The organism is Caballeronia concitans, assembly GCF_001544615.1.
Lineage (GTDB): Bacteria > Pseudomonadota > Gammaproteobacteria > Burkholderiales > Burkholderiaceae > Caballeronia > Caballeronia concitans.
Genome location: NZ_FCNV02000001.1, coordinates 688,781 through 703,517 on the forward strand (window position 1 = coordinate 688,781; position 14,737 = coordinate 703,517).

Sequence of the window (14,737 nt, forward strand, 5' to 3'; positions counted from 1 at the left end):
GATCGGCTGGCTGAGAACTCAGGTCAAGTTCAGGTCAGCGGGACGTAAGGATCGGAGAAACCCAGAGCCTTCATGATATCCGTCTCGATCGATTCCATCTCTTCCGCCTCGCTTTCAATCTCGTGATCGTAGCCCTGCGCGTGCAGCGTGCCGTGGACGATCAGATGCGCGTAATGCGCGGCGAGCGGCTTGCCCTGTTCGGTGGCTTCGCGCTCGACCACGGGACAGCAAAGAATCAGATCGCCCGCGACAGGATCCTCCTCCGATTCGGCGTATGCGAAAGTCAGCACGTTCGTCGCGTAATCCTTCTGACGATACGTGCGATTCAGCATGCGGCCTTCTTCCTCGTCGACGAAGCGCACGGTCAATTCGGCGTCCGCGAACAGCGACGCCTTGATCCAGCGCGCGACCGTCGCACGCGGCAGCATGGCCTTGTGCGACGGAAACGCTTTTGCTGCGGGAAACTGCAGGGTGAGCGTGAGGCGAGGCATCATTCCGCTTTCTGTGACTGCTGCGCGGCGCGCGCCGCTTCGGCGATGGCGGCGTCTTTCTGCGACTGCGCGTCGTAAGCCTCGACGATGCGCGCCACGAGCGGATGCCGCACCACGTCGGCCGACGAAAAGCGCGTCATCGCGATGCCGCGCACTTCCGACAGCACATGCTGCGCTTCGATCAAACCGCTCTTGTGGCCGCGCGGCAGGTCGACCTGGGTGGTGTCGCCCGTCACGACCGCCTTCGAACCGAAGCCGATGCGCGTCAGGAACATCTTCATCTGTTCGGGCGTGGTGTTCTGCGCCTCGTCCAAGATGATGAACGCGTGATTGAGCGTGCGGCCGCGCATGTACGCGAGCGGCGCGATCTCGATCATCTGGCGCTCGAACATCTTCGCGGTCTTGTCGAAACCGAGGAGATCGTAGAGCGCGTCGTACAGCGGACGCAGGTACGGATCGACTTTTTGCGCCAGATCGCCCGGCAGAAAACCGAGCCGCTCGCCCGCTTCGACGGCCGGACGCGTCAGCACGATGCGCTTGACCTGATCGCGTTCGAGCGCATCGACCGCGCACGCGACCGCCAGATACGTCTTGCCCGTGCCCGCCGGCCCGATGCCGAACGTCACGTCATGCGCCACGATCTGCCGCAGATATTCGCGCTGCGCAGGCGTTCTGCCGCGCAGATCGGCACGGCGCGTGTACAGCTTCGGGCCGTGGTCCTCGTCTTCGCCGAGGTCCATCGTGGCGCTCGGCTCGTCGAACGGATGATCCGGGTCGCCGCGAAAACGCGGATCGACCTGGACATCGTCTTCGCCGTTTTGCTGCGCTTCCTTTGCAAGACGCGTGGCGTGGCGCGCTTCGACCAGCGCGAGCTGGATGTCGTCGACGGAAATGGGATCGCGTGCGCGGTTGTAGAAGTTCTCGAGCGCGGCGAGCGCCACTTTTGCGCCACGGCCGCGAATCGAAATCTTGTGACCGCGCCGCGACAAGGTCACATCGAGCGCCTGTTCGATCTGGCGCAGGTTTTCGTCGAGCGGGCCGCAGAGGTTGGCGAGCCGCGCGTTGTCCTCGCGCGGGGCGGTGAATTCGAGATGCTGCTGAGGAGCGTTCTTCAAGGCGGGGTGGGAGTCCTTTCCGGTCACGTTCGATTAATTGGCCAGCTCCGGCGCGGCCGTTTCCGGTGCGAGCACCAGCGCTCCGCGCAGCGAATGCGGATACGCGTGATTGATCTCGACATCGATCATCTGGCCGATCAGCCGCACATGCGACGCGAGCGGCGCCGGGAAATTCACGACGCGATTGTTCGCGGTGCGCCCGGCGAGTTCGCTCGGGTCCTTGCGCGACGGCCCTTCGACGAGAATGCGCTGCACCGAGCCGACCATCGAATTGCTGATTCTCACGACGTTTTCCTCGATCGTCGCCTGCAGATGCTGCAGGCGCTTGAGCTTGACTTCGCGCGGCGTGTCGTCGTGCAGATTCGCAGCGGGCGTGCCCGGACGCGGGCTGTAGATGAACGAGAAACTCGTGTCGTAACTCATCTCGTCGACGAGCGCCATCATCTTTGCGAAATCTTCCTCGGTTTCGCCCGGGAAGCCGACGATGAAGTCCGTTGACAGGGACAAATCCGGGCGAATGGCACGCAGACGGCGAATGACCGACTTGTATTCCAGCACGGTGTAGCCGCGCTTCATCGCCATCAGGATGCGGTCCGAGCCGTGCTGCACCGGCAAATGCAGATGCGAGACGAGCTTCGGTACCTTCGCGTAGGTGTCGATGAGGCGCTGCGTGAATTCCTTCGGGTGCGAAGTCGTATAACGAATGCGTTCGATGCCCGGCACGTCCGCCACGTACTCGATCAGCGTCGCGAAATCCGCGATCTCGTGCGACCCGGCAGTGAGCGCGCCGCGATAGGCGTTGACATTCTGGCCGAGCAGCGTGACTTCGCGCACGCCCTGATCGGCGAGGCCGGCGACTTCAGTGAGCACGTCGTCGAGCGGGCGCGACACTTCCTCGCCGCGCGTATAAGGCACGACGCAATAGCTGCAGTACTTGCTGCAACCTTCCATGATCGAAACGAACGCACTCGGGCCTTCGACGCGCGCCGGCGGCAAGTGATCGAACTTCTCAATTTCCGGGAACGTGATGTCCACTTGCGCGCGGCCGGTGGAACGCCGCTTGTCGATCATGTCCGGCAGCCGATGCAGGGTCTGCGGCCCGAACACGAGGTCGACGTAAGGTGCGCGGGAGACGATCGACGCGCCTTCCTGGCTTGCGACGCAGCCGCCGACGCCAATCAGCAGGTTCGGATTCGCTTCTTTCAGTTCGCGCACGCGGCCGAGGTCCGAGAACACTTTCTCCTGCGCTTTTTCGCGCACGGAACAGGTGTTGAACAGAATGACGTCCGCGTCTTCGGGGGTATCGGTCTTGACGAGTCCTTCCGCCGCGCCGAGTACGTCGACCATCTTGTCGGAGTCGTACTCGTTCATCTGGCAGCCGAAGGTCTTTACATATACTTTCTTGGTCATGAATGGGTCGCCGGTCGCAGTGGTTAACCTGGGGGCGTAAAAAGAGAATTGAAGAGGATGCGCGGTTTTTTGCAGCAAACTGCACCGCTTTTGCTTGTAATTTAGCCCGACATTATAGCCCTGCTTGCAAATCATGACGTTGGGGCCGGGCGGCGCGTGGCGCGCCGTGACGGCTCCGTTCGGAAGCATGCGATTACGCATCGGCCCAGGCCTTCGCCGCATTGACCGCACGCCGCCACCCGGCGAGATTCGCTTTCACTTCCGATGCCGGCATGGACGGCGCAAATTGCCGATCCAGTTGCCACTGTGCCTTCAGTTCGCCGACATCCTTCCAGTACCCGACTGCCAGGCCCGCGAGGTAAGCGGCACCGAGCGCCGTGGTCTCGGCGACGCGCGGACGCACCACATCCACGCCGAGCACGTCGGCCTGAAACTGCATCAGCAGGTCGTTCGCGCAGGCGCCGCCATCCACGCGCAATTGCGCGATGAGCATGCCCGAGTCCGCTTCCATTGCCCGGAGCACATCCAAAGATTGATACGCGATCGAATCGAGCGCCGCCCGCGCGATATGGCTCGACGTGGTCCCGCGCGTGACGCCGAACAGCGTGCCGCGTGCGCGCGCGTTCCAGTGCGGCGCGCCGAGACCGGCGAAGGCGGGCACGAGATATACGCCGTCGGAATGCGGGACGCCGCGCGCGAGCGTTTCGATTTCACTCGCGTGGCGGATCAGCCCGAGCCCGTCGCGCAGCCATTGCACGACCGCGCCGGCGATGAAGATGCTGCCCTCCAGCGCATAGTTCACGCTGTCGCCGATCTGCCATGCGATCGTCGTCACGAGATTGTTGCGTGACTCGATCGGCTTCTCGCCCGTGTTCATGACAAGGAAGCAGCCTGTCCCGTAGGTGTTCTTGACCATGCCGCTTTCGGTGCACATTTGCCCGAACAGCGCGGCGTGCTGGTCTCCGGCGATCGACGCGATCGGCACTTCCGCGGCGAGCACGCTGCCGTGCGTCGTGCCATAGATCTCCGATGAAGCCCGCACCTCGGGCAACATGCTGCGAGGAATGTCGAACGCGTCGAGCAGCTCGTCGTCCCAGCGCCGCGCGTGGATGTCGAAGAGCATCGTGCGCGACGCGTTGGTGATGTCGGTGATATGCATGCCGCGCCGCGTGAAGTTCCACACGAGCCAGCTGTCGACCGTGCCGAAAGCGAGCCGCCCCTGCTTCGCCTTCTCGCGCGCGCCTTCAACGTTGTCCAGAATCCAGCGGATCTTGGTCGCGGAGAAATAGGCGTCGATCGGCAAACCGGTTTTGGCACGCACCATCGGTTCAAGGCCGCGCGCCTTCAGTTCGTCGCATAGGCCCGCCGTGCGCCGGTCCTGCCAGACGATCGCGTTGTACACCGGCCTGCCGGTTTCGCGATCCCACACGATGGTCGTCTCGCGCTGATTCGTGATACCTACCGCCGCAATGGACGACGCGCTCAAGCCCGCCCGCGTGACCGCTTCGGCCGCAACGCCCGCTTGCGTCGACCATATTTCCTGCGGATCGTGCTCGACCCAGCCCGGCTGCGGATAGATCTGCTGAAACTCCTTTTGCGCAACGGACACGACGTTACCGTTCCTGTCGAACAGCATGGCGCGCGAACTGGTCGTGCCCTGATCGAGCGCAAGGACGATTTGATCCTGCATGGTCATCTCCGAGGTTGAACGGACACCGGCACCGGGGGCGATGGCCGTGCGAAGTCCGCATGCGCAATCTATCGGACACACGGGGCGCGGACAACCTGGCCGGATGGCATAAGCCGAATCCCGGTTTTTGCCGGTATGGAAATTTGCCTATGCCATCCGGCCGAGTGGCAGCGTCGCGACGATCGTCCGATACTGGCGGCTCGAATCAAGCCAGAGGTGAATGCAATGCGAAAGTGGATCGCGCAGGGTGCGTTGGCCGTGTTGAGCGCGGCGGCGCTGGCAGGCTGCGTCTCGACGCCGGGTCTAGAAGGATCTTTCGGCGCACCGTCGTTCATCGCCCTGCAGGAGATGTGTGGAACGGCTCAGACGGACTACGGCGCGGACGCGCAGTCTGTTTATTCGGCCTTTCTCGATGCTTATGTGGCTCAGCGGCGGGGCGGCTTGTCGAGAGAGCAGTTCTGCGCGTTTCAGGCCGGTATCGCGGAGCGGCATCGCGCGTATGCGGCGAATCCGGGGCCGGAATCGCAGCGCGTGTGGGCGACGTTCATTCTGAATGAACGTGCGCGGGCGCTGAGTTGGCGTGCTGCGGTCGACCCGACTTTGCGGGCGTGGTGAGGCGCGAAGGAAACCAGGGCGCGGCATGTGAACCGCGCCCGGCTCACTGCTACGAGAACCGCTTGAATGCCTTGATGGTGGAGTCGCCGGTTGCGGTGAGGCGCCATTGTTGTCGTCCGGACGCGAGATTCTCGAGCTGGACGAGTTGGCGTTCGAGCAGTGCGTCGAGTTCTTCGCGTTCCATGTCGACCTGATTGGGCGCTTCCTGAACCAATAGCAGCGTGGCAAATTCATGCGGACTCAGCATTGTGTTCTCCATGACGACCGACAGCCTGGCCACCGGCCTTGAGGCCGGATCTTCTTGCATCGAAGCCTGGTACGGGAAACTGCAATTGCCGGGCAGACTCGCTTGTTCGTGCGTCGCGAGTGCCGGGAATTGGGATTGTAGGCAAGCGTCTGAGGAGTGCCAAACGTCCAGACCAAAATTTTGGCTTTGACTTTTTGGACGTGCGAAAGCGGTTCGGCGCATCGGGCGATTCGAAGAATTGACTTGAAGTTCATGCCGCACTGCACATAAACCTTGAGGGCGAGTCATTCATGCTGCCGTTTCATTAATTTATACGATAAATGAATTTGTTCAAGGCTGTGCAGACGTTGCAAGATGCTTCTTTTGCGCGACCAACTAATTGCATTGCCTGGCGGTTCGATGACCGGCCAGCCGGCTAGTAATTCGGAATTCATTCATGACTCGGTTCAACTGGCAAAACCCCTATCCCACGCCGCGCCTGCCGGTGTTCGCCCGCAATATCGTTTCGACGTCGCATCCGCTTGCCGCGCAAGCCGGTCTGCGTATGCTCTGGAAAGGCGGGAATGCCGTCGATGCGGCCATCGCGGCAGCGGCGGCCATTACCGTCGTCGAACCGGTGTCGTGCGGGCTTGGCGGCGACGCCTTCGCGCTCGTCTGGGACGGCAGCAAGCTGCATGGGCTGAATGCATCGGGTGTGTCGCCGACGGCGTGGAACGTCGACTATTTCCGTCGCAAGTACGGGGAAGAAAACGGTCTTGCACGCCAGCCGAAGCGCGGCTGGGACACCGTGACCGTGCCGGGCGTCATCGCGGGCTGGGAGGCGTTGCATGCGAAGTTCGGCTCGCTGCCGTTCGCCGATCTGATGGAGCCTGCCATCGAGATCGCGGAGCGCGGGCACGCGGTGGCCAGCATCGTCGCTTACAAGTGGGCAGCGGCTGTGCCGGAACTGAAAGATTTCCCGGGCTTCGCGGATGTCTTCATGCCGCGCGGGCGCGCGCCCGAAGTCAGTGAACTCGTGCGCATGCCGGGCCACGCGAAGACCTTGCGCAAGCTGGCCGAGCAGGGTCCGCGCGCGTTCTATGAAGGCGAGATCGCCGAGCGCATCGCAGCTTTCGCGCGCGAAGGCGGCGCGGCCATGACGCTCGACGATCTGCGCAATTACCGCGCGGACTGGGTCGAGCCGATCAGCAAGGATTATCGCGGCTACACAGTGCACGAGATTCCGCCGAACGGGCAGGGCATCGCGGCGCTGATCGCGCTCGGCATTCTCGACAAGTTCGATGTGAGCGCGCTCACCGTCGATCGCATCGAATCGCAGCATCTGCAGATCGAAGCGATGAAGCTCGCGTTCGCGGATGTTTATCGCTATGTCGCGGATCCGCGTTCCATGGACGTGACGCCGGAGCAAATGCTCGACGACGCGTACCTTGCGGAGCGCGCCAAGCTCATCGATCCGGCGAAGGCCACGCAGTTCGACTTCGGCATGCCGAAGGCGGGCGGCACCATCTACATGTCGGTTGCGGACGAGCGCGGCATGATGGTGAGCTTCATTCAGTCGAATTACATGGGCTTCGGTTCCGGCGTCGTCGTGCCGGACAGCGGCATTTCGCTGCAGAACCGCGGCTGCGGTTTCTCGATGGATCCGAAATCGGCGAACGTGGTCGAGGGCGGCAAGCGCCCGTTCCACACCATCATTCCCGCGTTCGTCACCCAGGAAGTGGATGGCCGCCGCGACGCGGTCATGAGTTTTGGCGTGATGGGCGGCGACATGCAGCCGCAAGGGCATCTGCAATCCATCGTGCGCATGATGGACTACGGCCAGCAGCCGCAGGCCGCCTGCGATGCGCCGCGCTGGAAGGTGAATCGCGACTTCACCATCGACATTGAGGCGACGCTCGACCTCGAGACGGCACGCGCGCTCGAAGGCCTCGGTCATACGATCAAGTCCATCGACGATCCGTACATGGATTTCGGCTCCGGCCAGTACATCTGGAAACTGGATCGCAACGACCCCGAGCGCGGTTACGTCGCCGCGAGCGATAGTCGGCGCGACGGTCTGGCCGCCGGCTTCTAAGCGTTCCGGTGCACCGCGCCCTCGCGCGGTTCGCCATCTCATTTCATCAACATTCGCCTTCGACTGCTCCGACGCAGTTGAACGGCGGCGCACGCCCGTGCCTCACAGAAACGGGCCGAGAGCACGACATGAAGCACGGAGACACCCTCAATCAACCGGCGTATCGGCCGACAGTCTCAGGCGACGCGCCAGCGGCGGCGACTACGACCACGCCGTCCGCGCCGCTTTCGAAGGCGATGGTCCGCCGCATCGTTTTTTCGTCGTCCGTCGGCAATGCGCTCGAGTGGTTCGATTTCCTCGTCTATGGCTACTTCGCGGCGACCATCGCGAAGGCTTTCTTCCCTTCGCACGACGAGTGGCTTTCGACGATGCTCGCCATCGGCACGTTCGGCATCTCGTTCCTCATGCGTCCGCTCGGCGCGATCGTGCTCGGTATCTACGGCGATCGAAAGGGACGCAAGGCCGCGCTGACGCTCGCCATTCTCATGATGATGATCGGCACGCTCACGATGGCGGTGATGCCGTCGTATCAGCACATCGGCGTTGCCGCGCCGCTCCTGATCCTGCTCGCGCGGTTGATTCAGGGTTTCGCGGTCGGCGGAGAATTCGGCAGCGCGACCGCCTTCATGGTCGAGCACAGCGACGCGCGACGCGGCTATTACGCGAGCTGGCAGTTCGCGAGCCAGGGTCTCGCCGCGATCATGGCGGCGGCATTCGGTTCGATTCTCACCGCCTGGTTGCCGCCGCCGCAACTGGAAAGCTGGGGCTGGCGCATTCCGTTCGTATTCGGGCTGCTGATCGGACCGGTCGGCTATTACATCCGCTCGCATCTGGATGAAACGCCCGAGTTTCTCGCCACTCGCCCCGCGAAGAGCACGGCGGCGCCTGGCGTTTCGTTCTCGAATCAGTGGATCAACCTGTTGCTGGCCGTCGGCATCGTGGCGCAGTCGACGGTCGGCGTGTATGTCCTGCAGCTCTACATGCCGATGTATGCCGTGAAGCAGTTGCATCTGCCCGCGACGGCGTCGTTTGCTGTCGTCGTGCTGAACGGCACCTTGCAGTTCATCTTCTCGCCGATCATGGGCGCGCTGTCGGACAAACTCGGACGCATCCGCATCATGCTCGGTACGTCCATCGTGATGGGCCTGGCCATCTATCCGATGTTCGCGTGGCTGCAGGCGTCGCCCACGGTGATGTCGCTGGTCGTGCTGCAGGCGGCGGCGGGTATCCTGAAGGCGGGGTACTCCGGACCAATGCCCGCGCTGATGTCCGAAATCTTCCCGACGCGCGTGCGGTCCACCGGCTTGTCGATCGGCTATGCGCTCGGCGTCACGCTCTTCGGCGGATTCGCGCCGACGATCGTCGAAGCCTTCATCCACGTGACCGGCGACAAGCTCGCGCCGAGCTACTACGTGCTGCTCGCGGCAGTGTTGTCGGGCGTGTCGCTCGCGATCGTCGCGTGGCGCATGCGTGGCGGCGCGGGGCGTGCGGCCTGACGCTGCAGACAGCCAGCGGTTCTTCGGCAAAGGCGGCTTCGGCCGCCTTTTCGTTTTGTGGTGATCGAACTCGTCGGCACGGTTCCTGCGGTGGTTCGCCGATCTCGCCGCCGTCCGAACAGTCGTGGAAATTTGATGCATAGCAACGCGCACGCGGAACCGTGCCGCGCGGCGTGAGTCTGTCCCCATGTCTGCAAGTTGATTGCAGGACGGCTAAGATGCAAAAGCATAAGCCGCTAATTTTTGATTCCAGGACGCCCGGACGAATTGTCCGCGACGTCGCCTGAACCTCGGCCGTCTTTCCATGGCCGGTGGCGCGTTCAGTCCAGCCAGGGAGCGCGATATATGCACACCGTCAGCACTCACGTCATGCCGTGGCGCATCGAAGACATCGATCTACGTCGAATCGATCGTCAGAAGGCGGCATCCAACGAACATCTACTTTTGTTGCTCTGCGCCTGCTCGTTTATCGAGAGCGGGACGGATCTTTACACGAGCAATCTCAGCACCTATTTCCGCGACGACCCCGAAGTCTCCGCCTGGCTCAACAACGAATGGGAGCCCGAGGAGATGCAGCACGGCCGGGCGCTGAAGACGTACATCAATCACGTCTGGCCGGAATTCGACTGGGACACGGCCTTCAAGAACTTCTTCGCTGAATATTCGCTGACTTGTTCTTACGAACAGTTCGAAAAGAAGCGCGCGCTGGAAATGGTGGCGCGCTGCGTTATCGAGACTGGAACGGCCACGCTCTATCGCGCAATCAACGAATGTTCCGACGAGCCGGTGTTGAAGGAAATCACCGATCACATCCGCACGGACGAAGTGCGGCACTACAAGCATTTTTTCCGCTTCTTCAAGAAGTGGAACAAGATTGAAGGCAATGGACGCGTCGCGGTGCTGGGCGCGCTCATTCGCCGCGTGATGGAACTCAAGAGCGAGGACTCGGAAATTGCGCTGCGGCATGTGTTCGCGGTGCGTTACCCCGAGCGCGTGACGGATTCGAACTACAACCGAGAACTGTTTGCGAGCGTGAATGCGCTCGTGCGGCGCAATCTGTCGGCGGATCAGTGCATCAAGATGCTGCTCAAACCGCTCGATTTGCCGGCGCGCATCCAGCCGGGCGTGCATTATCCGCTCGCCAAGATCACGCAGTTGTTCTTCCGCTGAGCTGATTCAATGTCGGACGATGCATCGCCAAATTCCGAGGGCATGGGCGACTCCCGCGCATCGCAGGCCGTCTTCGACGAATGGCCGCCGAACCTGCGCGCGCTGTTCGACGGCACGCTCACCGGTGCGCCGCACGGTTTCACTGCGTCGCTCTGTGCTGTCGACAGCGCCGGGCGCATCCGCACCGCACTGCTGAGCGCGGGCGAATTGCTCGCGCCGGACGCGCGGACGCTGTGCTTCGCGTTGTGGCCGTCGTCGCGTACCGTGCAGGCGATTGTTTCGAGTGGACGCGCGACGCTCGCCTTCGTTTTCGACGAAGCGTTCCATCAAGTGCAACTGGACGTGCGGCGCGTGACGCTGGACGGCGTGCCGCTCGCGTGTTTCGTCGGCTCGATCGAAAGCGGGGAGATCCAGCGCGTGGCCTACGCGCGGTTGACTGGCGGCATCGCGTTCGAACTGACTGACGCCGAGAACGTGCTTGCGCGCTGGCGCCAGCAAATCGACTGGTTGACGCGGGCGGCGAGCGCAGCCGCTTGATGCGCGGGGGCGTTCGCCGAAGCGAACGTCATCGCGCGAATTCAAACCGCGACGAGCCGCCGCGACAGCGGCTCGCCGACAACCGGCATTGATTAGCGACCACGATCTCCGGAGCGCATGCCGTCGCGCCGGCCGCCGCCATTGTCGCTACGCGGCTTTCCGCCGAGCAGCGCGCCGGGATTGCCCGCCTTCGCGCGCGGATTCGGCGCGTGGCTGGCGTTCGTCGTCTCGGCACGGCGAGGCGCCGGCTTCGCGCTGACGCCATTGTTCGGCTTCGCCGCATTTGCCGGCTTGCTCGCGCTGCGTCCATCGCGCGGCGCGCGGTTTTCACGCTGTCCTTGGCCGCTGTTGCCGCCGCCGTTGGCCGGCTTCGCGCCGCGCCCTTGCCCTTGTCCCTGCGATGCCCCGTTCCCACGACCGCCTTCGCGCCGCTCGCCGTCACGCGGTGCGCCGCGTCCTTGACTGCGGCGCTGGATCGGCTCGGGTTTCGCGTTCGGATCGGGTTCGAAACCGGGAATCACTTCCTGCGGAATCGGGCGCTTGATGAGCCGCTCGATGTCCTTCAGCAATTGCAGTTCGTCGACGCAAACGAGCGACACCGCTTCGCCTTCCGCGCCCGCGCGCCCCGTGCGGCCGATGCGATGCACGTAGTCTTCCGGCACGTTCGGCAGATCGAAGTTGACGACGTGCGGCAACTGGTCGATATCGATGCCGCGCGCCGCGATATCCGTCGCCACCAGCACCTGCAAGGTCTGATCCTTGAACTCGGCGAGCGCACGCGTGCGCGCCGACTGGCTCTTGTTGCCGTGAATCGCGAGCGCGCTGATGCCGTCCTTCGTCAACTGCTCCGCAAGACGATTCGCGCCGTGCTTGGTGCGCGTGAACACGAGCACTTGAAACCAGTTGTGCTGGCGAATGAGGTGCGTGAGCATTTCACGCTTGCGGTCGCGATCGACCGGATGAATCTTCTGCTCGATGCGCTCGGCCGTCGTGTTGCGGCGCGCGACTTCGATCAGCGCGGGCGAATCGAGCAGGCTGTCGGCGAGCGCCTTGATTTCATCGGAGAACGTGGCCGAGAACAGCAGGTTCTGGCGCTTCTCCGGCAGACGCGCGAGCACGCGCTTGATGTCGTGGATGAAGCCCATGTCGAGCATGCGGTCGGCTTCGTCGAGCACGAGAATTTCGAGTTGCGAAACGTCGATGGTCTTCTGCTGCATATGATCGAGCAGACGGCCGGGCGTTGCCACGACGATATCCACGCCACGGCGCAACGCATCGATTTGCGGATTGATGCCGACGCCGCCGAACATCACCGTCGAGCGCAGCTTCAGATACTTGCCGTACGCGCGCACGCTTTCTTCGACCTGCGCGGCGAGCTCGCGCGTCGGCGTGAGGATCAGCGCGCGCACCGGACGCTTCGCGCCGCCCGAAGCGGGCGCGAGCTGCGAGAGACGTTGCAGGATCGGCAAGGTGAAGCCGGCGGTCTTGCCCGTGCCGGTCTGCGCGCCGGCCAGCAGGTCGCCGCCCTTGAGGACGGCCGGAATCGCCTGAAGCTGAATCGGAGTCGGGTTGGTATAGCCTAGTTCGTTGACGGCGCGAAGGAGGGGTTCAGACAGTCCAAGTGAATCAAAAGACATATAGGAATATTCAAATCGTTATGGCGAACGGCGCGCACGCGATCCAATGCAGCGGCGAACCGGGTTCAGCCGGCTGAGCGCGTGTGCGACGCTCGGAAAAAGTCGGGCGGCAGGCCATGACCCCGGTCATCGACCGCTGGCAGTGCCGCATGCTTCGACCCGTAATCAAGACACGTTAGCTGGGTGTAAGTTGCATCGCAATCGTCACGATGCTTGATATGCGCCGGGTTCACGGCTCACGCGACGTAGCGCGCGACGCTCACGAACTGGCACAGACTGCCCGCCAGCACGAACAGATGCCAGATGCCGTGGCCGTGCCGGATGCGCTCGTCGTTGATGAAAAACCAGATGCCGGCGGTATAAATGACGCCGCCCGCCAGAAGCCATGCGGTGCCGGCGACCGGCAGCGTCGTCACGAGCGGATGAACGGCTACGAGCGCGAGCCAGCCCATCAACACGTAGAGCACCATCGAAACGCTGCGGGTTCTTCGCCCGAGCGTCAGTTCCTGCGTGATGCCAAGAACGGCGAGTCCCCAGCTTACGCCGAAGAGGGACCAGCCCCACGGGCCGCGCAAGGTCACCAGTGTAAACGGTGTGTAGCTGCCCGCTATCAGCAGATAAATGGCCGAGTGATCGCACTTCTGGAGGATCGCCTTCAGCCGCGGGCTGCGCGCGCAGTGATAGAACGTCGAGATGAGGTAGAGCGCGCAAAGCATCGCGCCGTACACGGCGAAGCTGACGACCTTGTACGCGTCGCGTTCCAGCGCGCCCATCGTGACGAGGGCCGCGAGTCCCGCTATCGACAAAATCGCGCCGATCAAATGGCTGATGCTGTTGAAACGTTCCCCTGCATGCATGACCGATCCACCAAAAGACAAAGGGCGCAGCCCCAACATAAGGCTGCGCCCTGTGCGTATTGTACGCTGTCTGGCGAAGACGTCAGTCGAGCGGCGCCGAACGCAGGTTGCTCACCTGTTGCGGCGACACCGGCGTGCCGTGGTTACCCCAGGACATACGGATGTACGTCACGACCGCCGCCACTTCCGTATCCGACAGCGACTGCGCGAACGGCGGCATGCCGTGCGGCATCGGATTGCCTTCCGTGCTCGGCGGATAGCCGCCGTTGAGCGTCATGCGGATCGGGTTGACGGCCGACGGCATCTGGATCGACTGGTTGTTCGCGAGCGGCGGGTAAGCCGGCGGCTTGCCGAGACCGTTCTCCGCGTGGCACTTCGCGCAGTTCTCGGTGTAGACCTTCTTGCCCATCGTCAGCAGCTCGCCGCCGAACTTCTCGGACGTTTCCAGTTGCAGCGACTCCGGCGCTTCCTTCTTCTGCGGGATCGACTTGAGATACGTCGACATCGCGTTGATGTCCGCGTCGGTCATGTACTGCAGGCTGTTGTGCACCACTTCCGCCATCGGGCCGAACACCGCGCCGCGCTGCGACACGCCGGTCTTCAGCAGGTCGTTGATGTCCTTGATGTCCCAGTCGCCGAGGCCGGCTTCCTTGTTCGACGTGAGCGACGGCGCATACCAGTTCTGCAGCGGGATCAGGCCGCCGGCGAACGCCGCCGAGTTGACCGGGCCGCCCATCGCGTTGATCGACGTGTGGCACATGCCGCAGTGGCCGAGGCCTTCGACCAGATACGCGCCGCGGTTCCATTCCACCGACTTGGTCGGATCCGGCTTGTACTCGCCTTCCGAGAAGAACAGCGTGCGCCAGCCGATCAGCAGGTTGCGGTTGTTGAACGGGAAGCGCAGTTCATGCGGACGGCTCGGTTCCGAGACCGGCGTGACCGAGCGCAGATACGCGTAGATCGCGTCCGAGTCGGCGCGCGTGACCTTCGTGTAGCTCGTGAACGGGAAGCCGGGATACAGCAGGCTGCCGTCCTTCGAGCGGCCGGTGTGCATCGCGCGATAGAAGTCGTCAGACGTCCATTTGCCGATGCCGTACTTGTCGTCCGGCGTGATGTTCGGCGTGAACATGGTGCCGAAGGGCGTGGCCATTGGCAGGCCGCCCGCGAACTGCTTGCCGCCGCGCACCGTGTGGCAAGCGATACAGTCGCCGGCGCGGGCCAGATACTCGCCTTGCTTGACGAGCGCGGCCTTGTCGGCAGGCGTCGCGGCGACGGCGCCGCCCGAATGGAGATTGTCGCCGCCCGACCAGAGGACGGCGCCGGCTGCGACGGCTGCCACCACGACAGCCGAGGAAAGTGCGAACAGGGACTTGCGTTTCATTGTGTTGTCGCTCCAGA

General features: G+C 63.2%; 14 protein-coding genes. 5 read left to right on the plus strand and 9 right to left on the minus strand.

Annotated features, from left to right (window positions below):
- Positions 1-29: 29 nt before the first annotated feature.
- From ybeY to glpK, 4 genes are all read right to left on the minus strand, one after another.
- Positions 30-494, minus strand: a complete 465-nt coding sequence (gene ybeY, locus AWB72_RS03250) for an rRNA maturation RNase YbeY (RefSeq protein WP_040052913.1) — start codon at positions 492-494, stop codon at positions 30-32.
- Positions 491-1,606, minus strand: coding sequence for a PhoH family protein (locus AWB72_RS03255; RefSeq protein WP_040052912.1), 1,116 nt, complete (start codon positions 1,604-1,606; stop codon positions 491-493). Before AWB72_RS03255 ends, ybeY begins: the two co-directional genes overlap by 4 nt.
- A 33-nt stretch (positions 1,607-1,639) precedes the next feature.
- Positions 1,640-3,016 (minus strand): tRNA (N6-isopentenyl adenosine(37)-C2)-methylthiotransferase MiaB, encoded by a 1,377-nt coding sequence (miaB, locus tag AWB72_RS03260; RefSeq protein ID WP_040052911.1) that lies wholly within the window; start codon positions 3,014-3,016, stop codon positions 1,640-1,642.
- Between the two features lie 193 nt (positions 3,017-3,209).
- A complete protein-coding gene (gene glpK / locus AWB72_RS03265) occupies positions 3,210-4,706 on the minus strand; it encodes a glycerol kinase GlpK (protein WP_040053237.1) in 1,497 nt (498 codons plus the stop codon).
- Positions 4,707-4,931: 225 nt separating this feature from the next.
- On the opposite strand from glpK, the gene AWB72_RS03270 reads away from it, so the two are divergent.
- Positions 4,932-5,321 (plus strand): hypothetical protein, encoded by a 390-nt coding sequence (locus AWB72_RS03270; RefSeq protein WP_040052910.1) that lies wholly within the window; start codon positions 4,932-4,934, stop codon positions 5,319-5,321.
- A 49-nt stretch (positions 5,322-5,370) separates the two neighbouring features.
- Here AWB72_RS03270 and AWB72_RS03275 read toward each other — a convergent pair whose 3' ends face one another.
- Together AWB72_RS03275 and AWB72_RS28810 are read right to left on the minus strand one after the other, a co-directional pair.
- Positions 5,371-5,568, minus strand: coding sequence for a hypothetical protein (locus AWB72_RS03275; protein WP_040053236.1), 198 nt, complete (start codon positions 5,566-5,568; stop codon positions 5,371-5,373).
- 284 nt (positions 5,569-5,852) lie between these two features.
- Positions 5,853-6,002: a hypothetical protein gene (locus AWB72_RS28810; protein ID WP_159459337.1), complete on the minus strand. Its 150-nt coding sequence runs from the start codon at positions 6,000-6,002 to the stop codon at positions 5,853-5,855.
- A 2-nt stretch (positions 6,003-6,004) separates the two neighbouring features.
- Here AWB72_RS28810 and ggt point away from each other — a divergent pair, with 2 nt between their 5' ends.
- The 4 genes from ggt (at position 6,005) to AWB72_RS03295 (ending at position 10,845) form a co-directional block, all read left to right on the plus strand.
- Positions 6,005-7,642 (plus strand): gamma-glutamyltransferase, encoded by a 1,638-nt coding sequence (ggt, locus tag AWB72_RS03280; protein ID WP_040052909.1) that lies wholly within the window; start codon positions 6,005-6,007, stop codon positions 7,640-7,642.
- Between the two features lie 128 nt (positions 7,643-7,770).
- On the plus strand, positions 7,771-9,138 hold the full coding sequence (locus tag AWB72_RS03285; RefSeq protein WP_040053235.1) for an MFS transporter: 1,368 nt from the start codon (positions 7,771-7,773) through the stop codon (positions 9,136-9,138).
- Between the two features lie 345 nt (positions 9,139-9,483).
- On the plus strand, positions 9,484-10,308 hold the full coding sequence (locus tag AWB72_RS03290) for a ferritin-like domain-containing protein (RefSeq protein ID WP_040052908.1): 825 nt from the start codon (positions 9,484-9,486) through the stop codon (positions 10,306-10,308).
- A 42-nt stretch (positions 10,309-10,350) separates the two neighbouring features.
- Positions 10,351-10,845, plus strand: a complete 495-nt coding sequence (locus tag AWB72_RS03295) for a hypothetical protein (protein WP_040052907.1) — start codon at positions 10,351-10,353, stop codon at positions 10,843-10,845.
- A 92-nt stretch (positions 10,846-10,937) separates the two neighbouring features.
- On the opposite strand, the gene AWB72_RS03300 is transcribed toward AWB72_RS03295, so the two are convergent.
- The 3 genes from AWB72_RS03300 to AWB72_RS03310 all read right to left on the minus strand — a co-directional run bounded on the left by AWB72_RS03300 (position 10,938) and on the right by AWB72_RS03310 (position 14,720).
- Entirely contained in the window at positions 10,938-12,482 is a 1,545-nt protein-coding gene (locus AWB72_RS03300; RefSeq protein ID WP_040052906.1) for a DEAD/DEAH box helicase, read from the minus strand.
- A 236-nt stretch (positions 12,483-12,718) separates the two neighbouring features.
- A complete protein-coding gene (trhA, locus tag AWB72_RS03305) occupies positions 12,719-13,339 on the minus strand; it encodes a PAQR family membrane homeostasis protein TrhA (RefSeq protein WP_040052905.1) in 621 nt (206 codons plus the stop codon).
- Between the two features lie 82 nt (positions 13,340-13,421).
- Positions 13,422-14,720, minus strand: a complete 1,299-nt coding sequence (locus AWB72_RS03310) for a c-type cytochrome (protein ID WP_040052904.1) — start codon at positions 14,718-14,720, stop codon at positions 13,422-13,424.
- Positions 14,721-14,737: the final 17 nt, after the last annotated feature.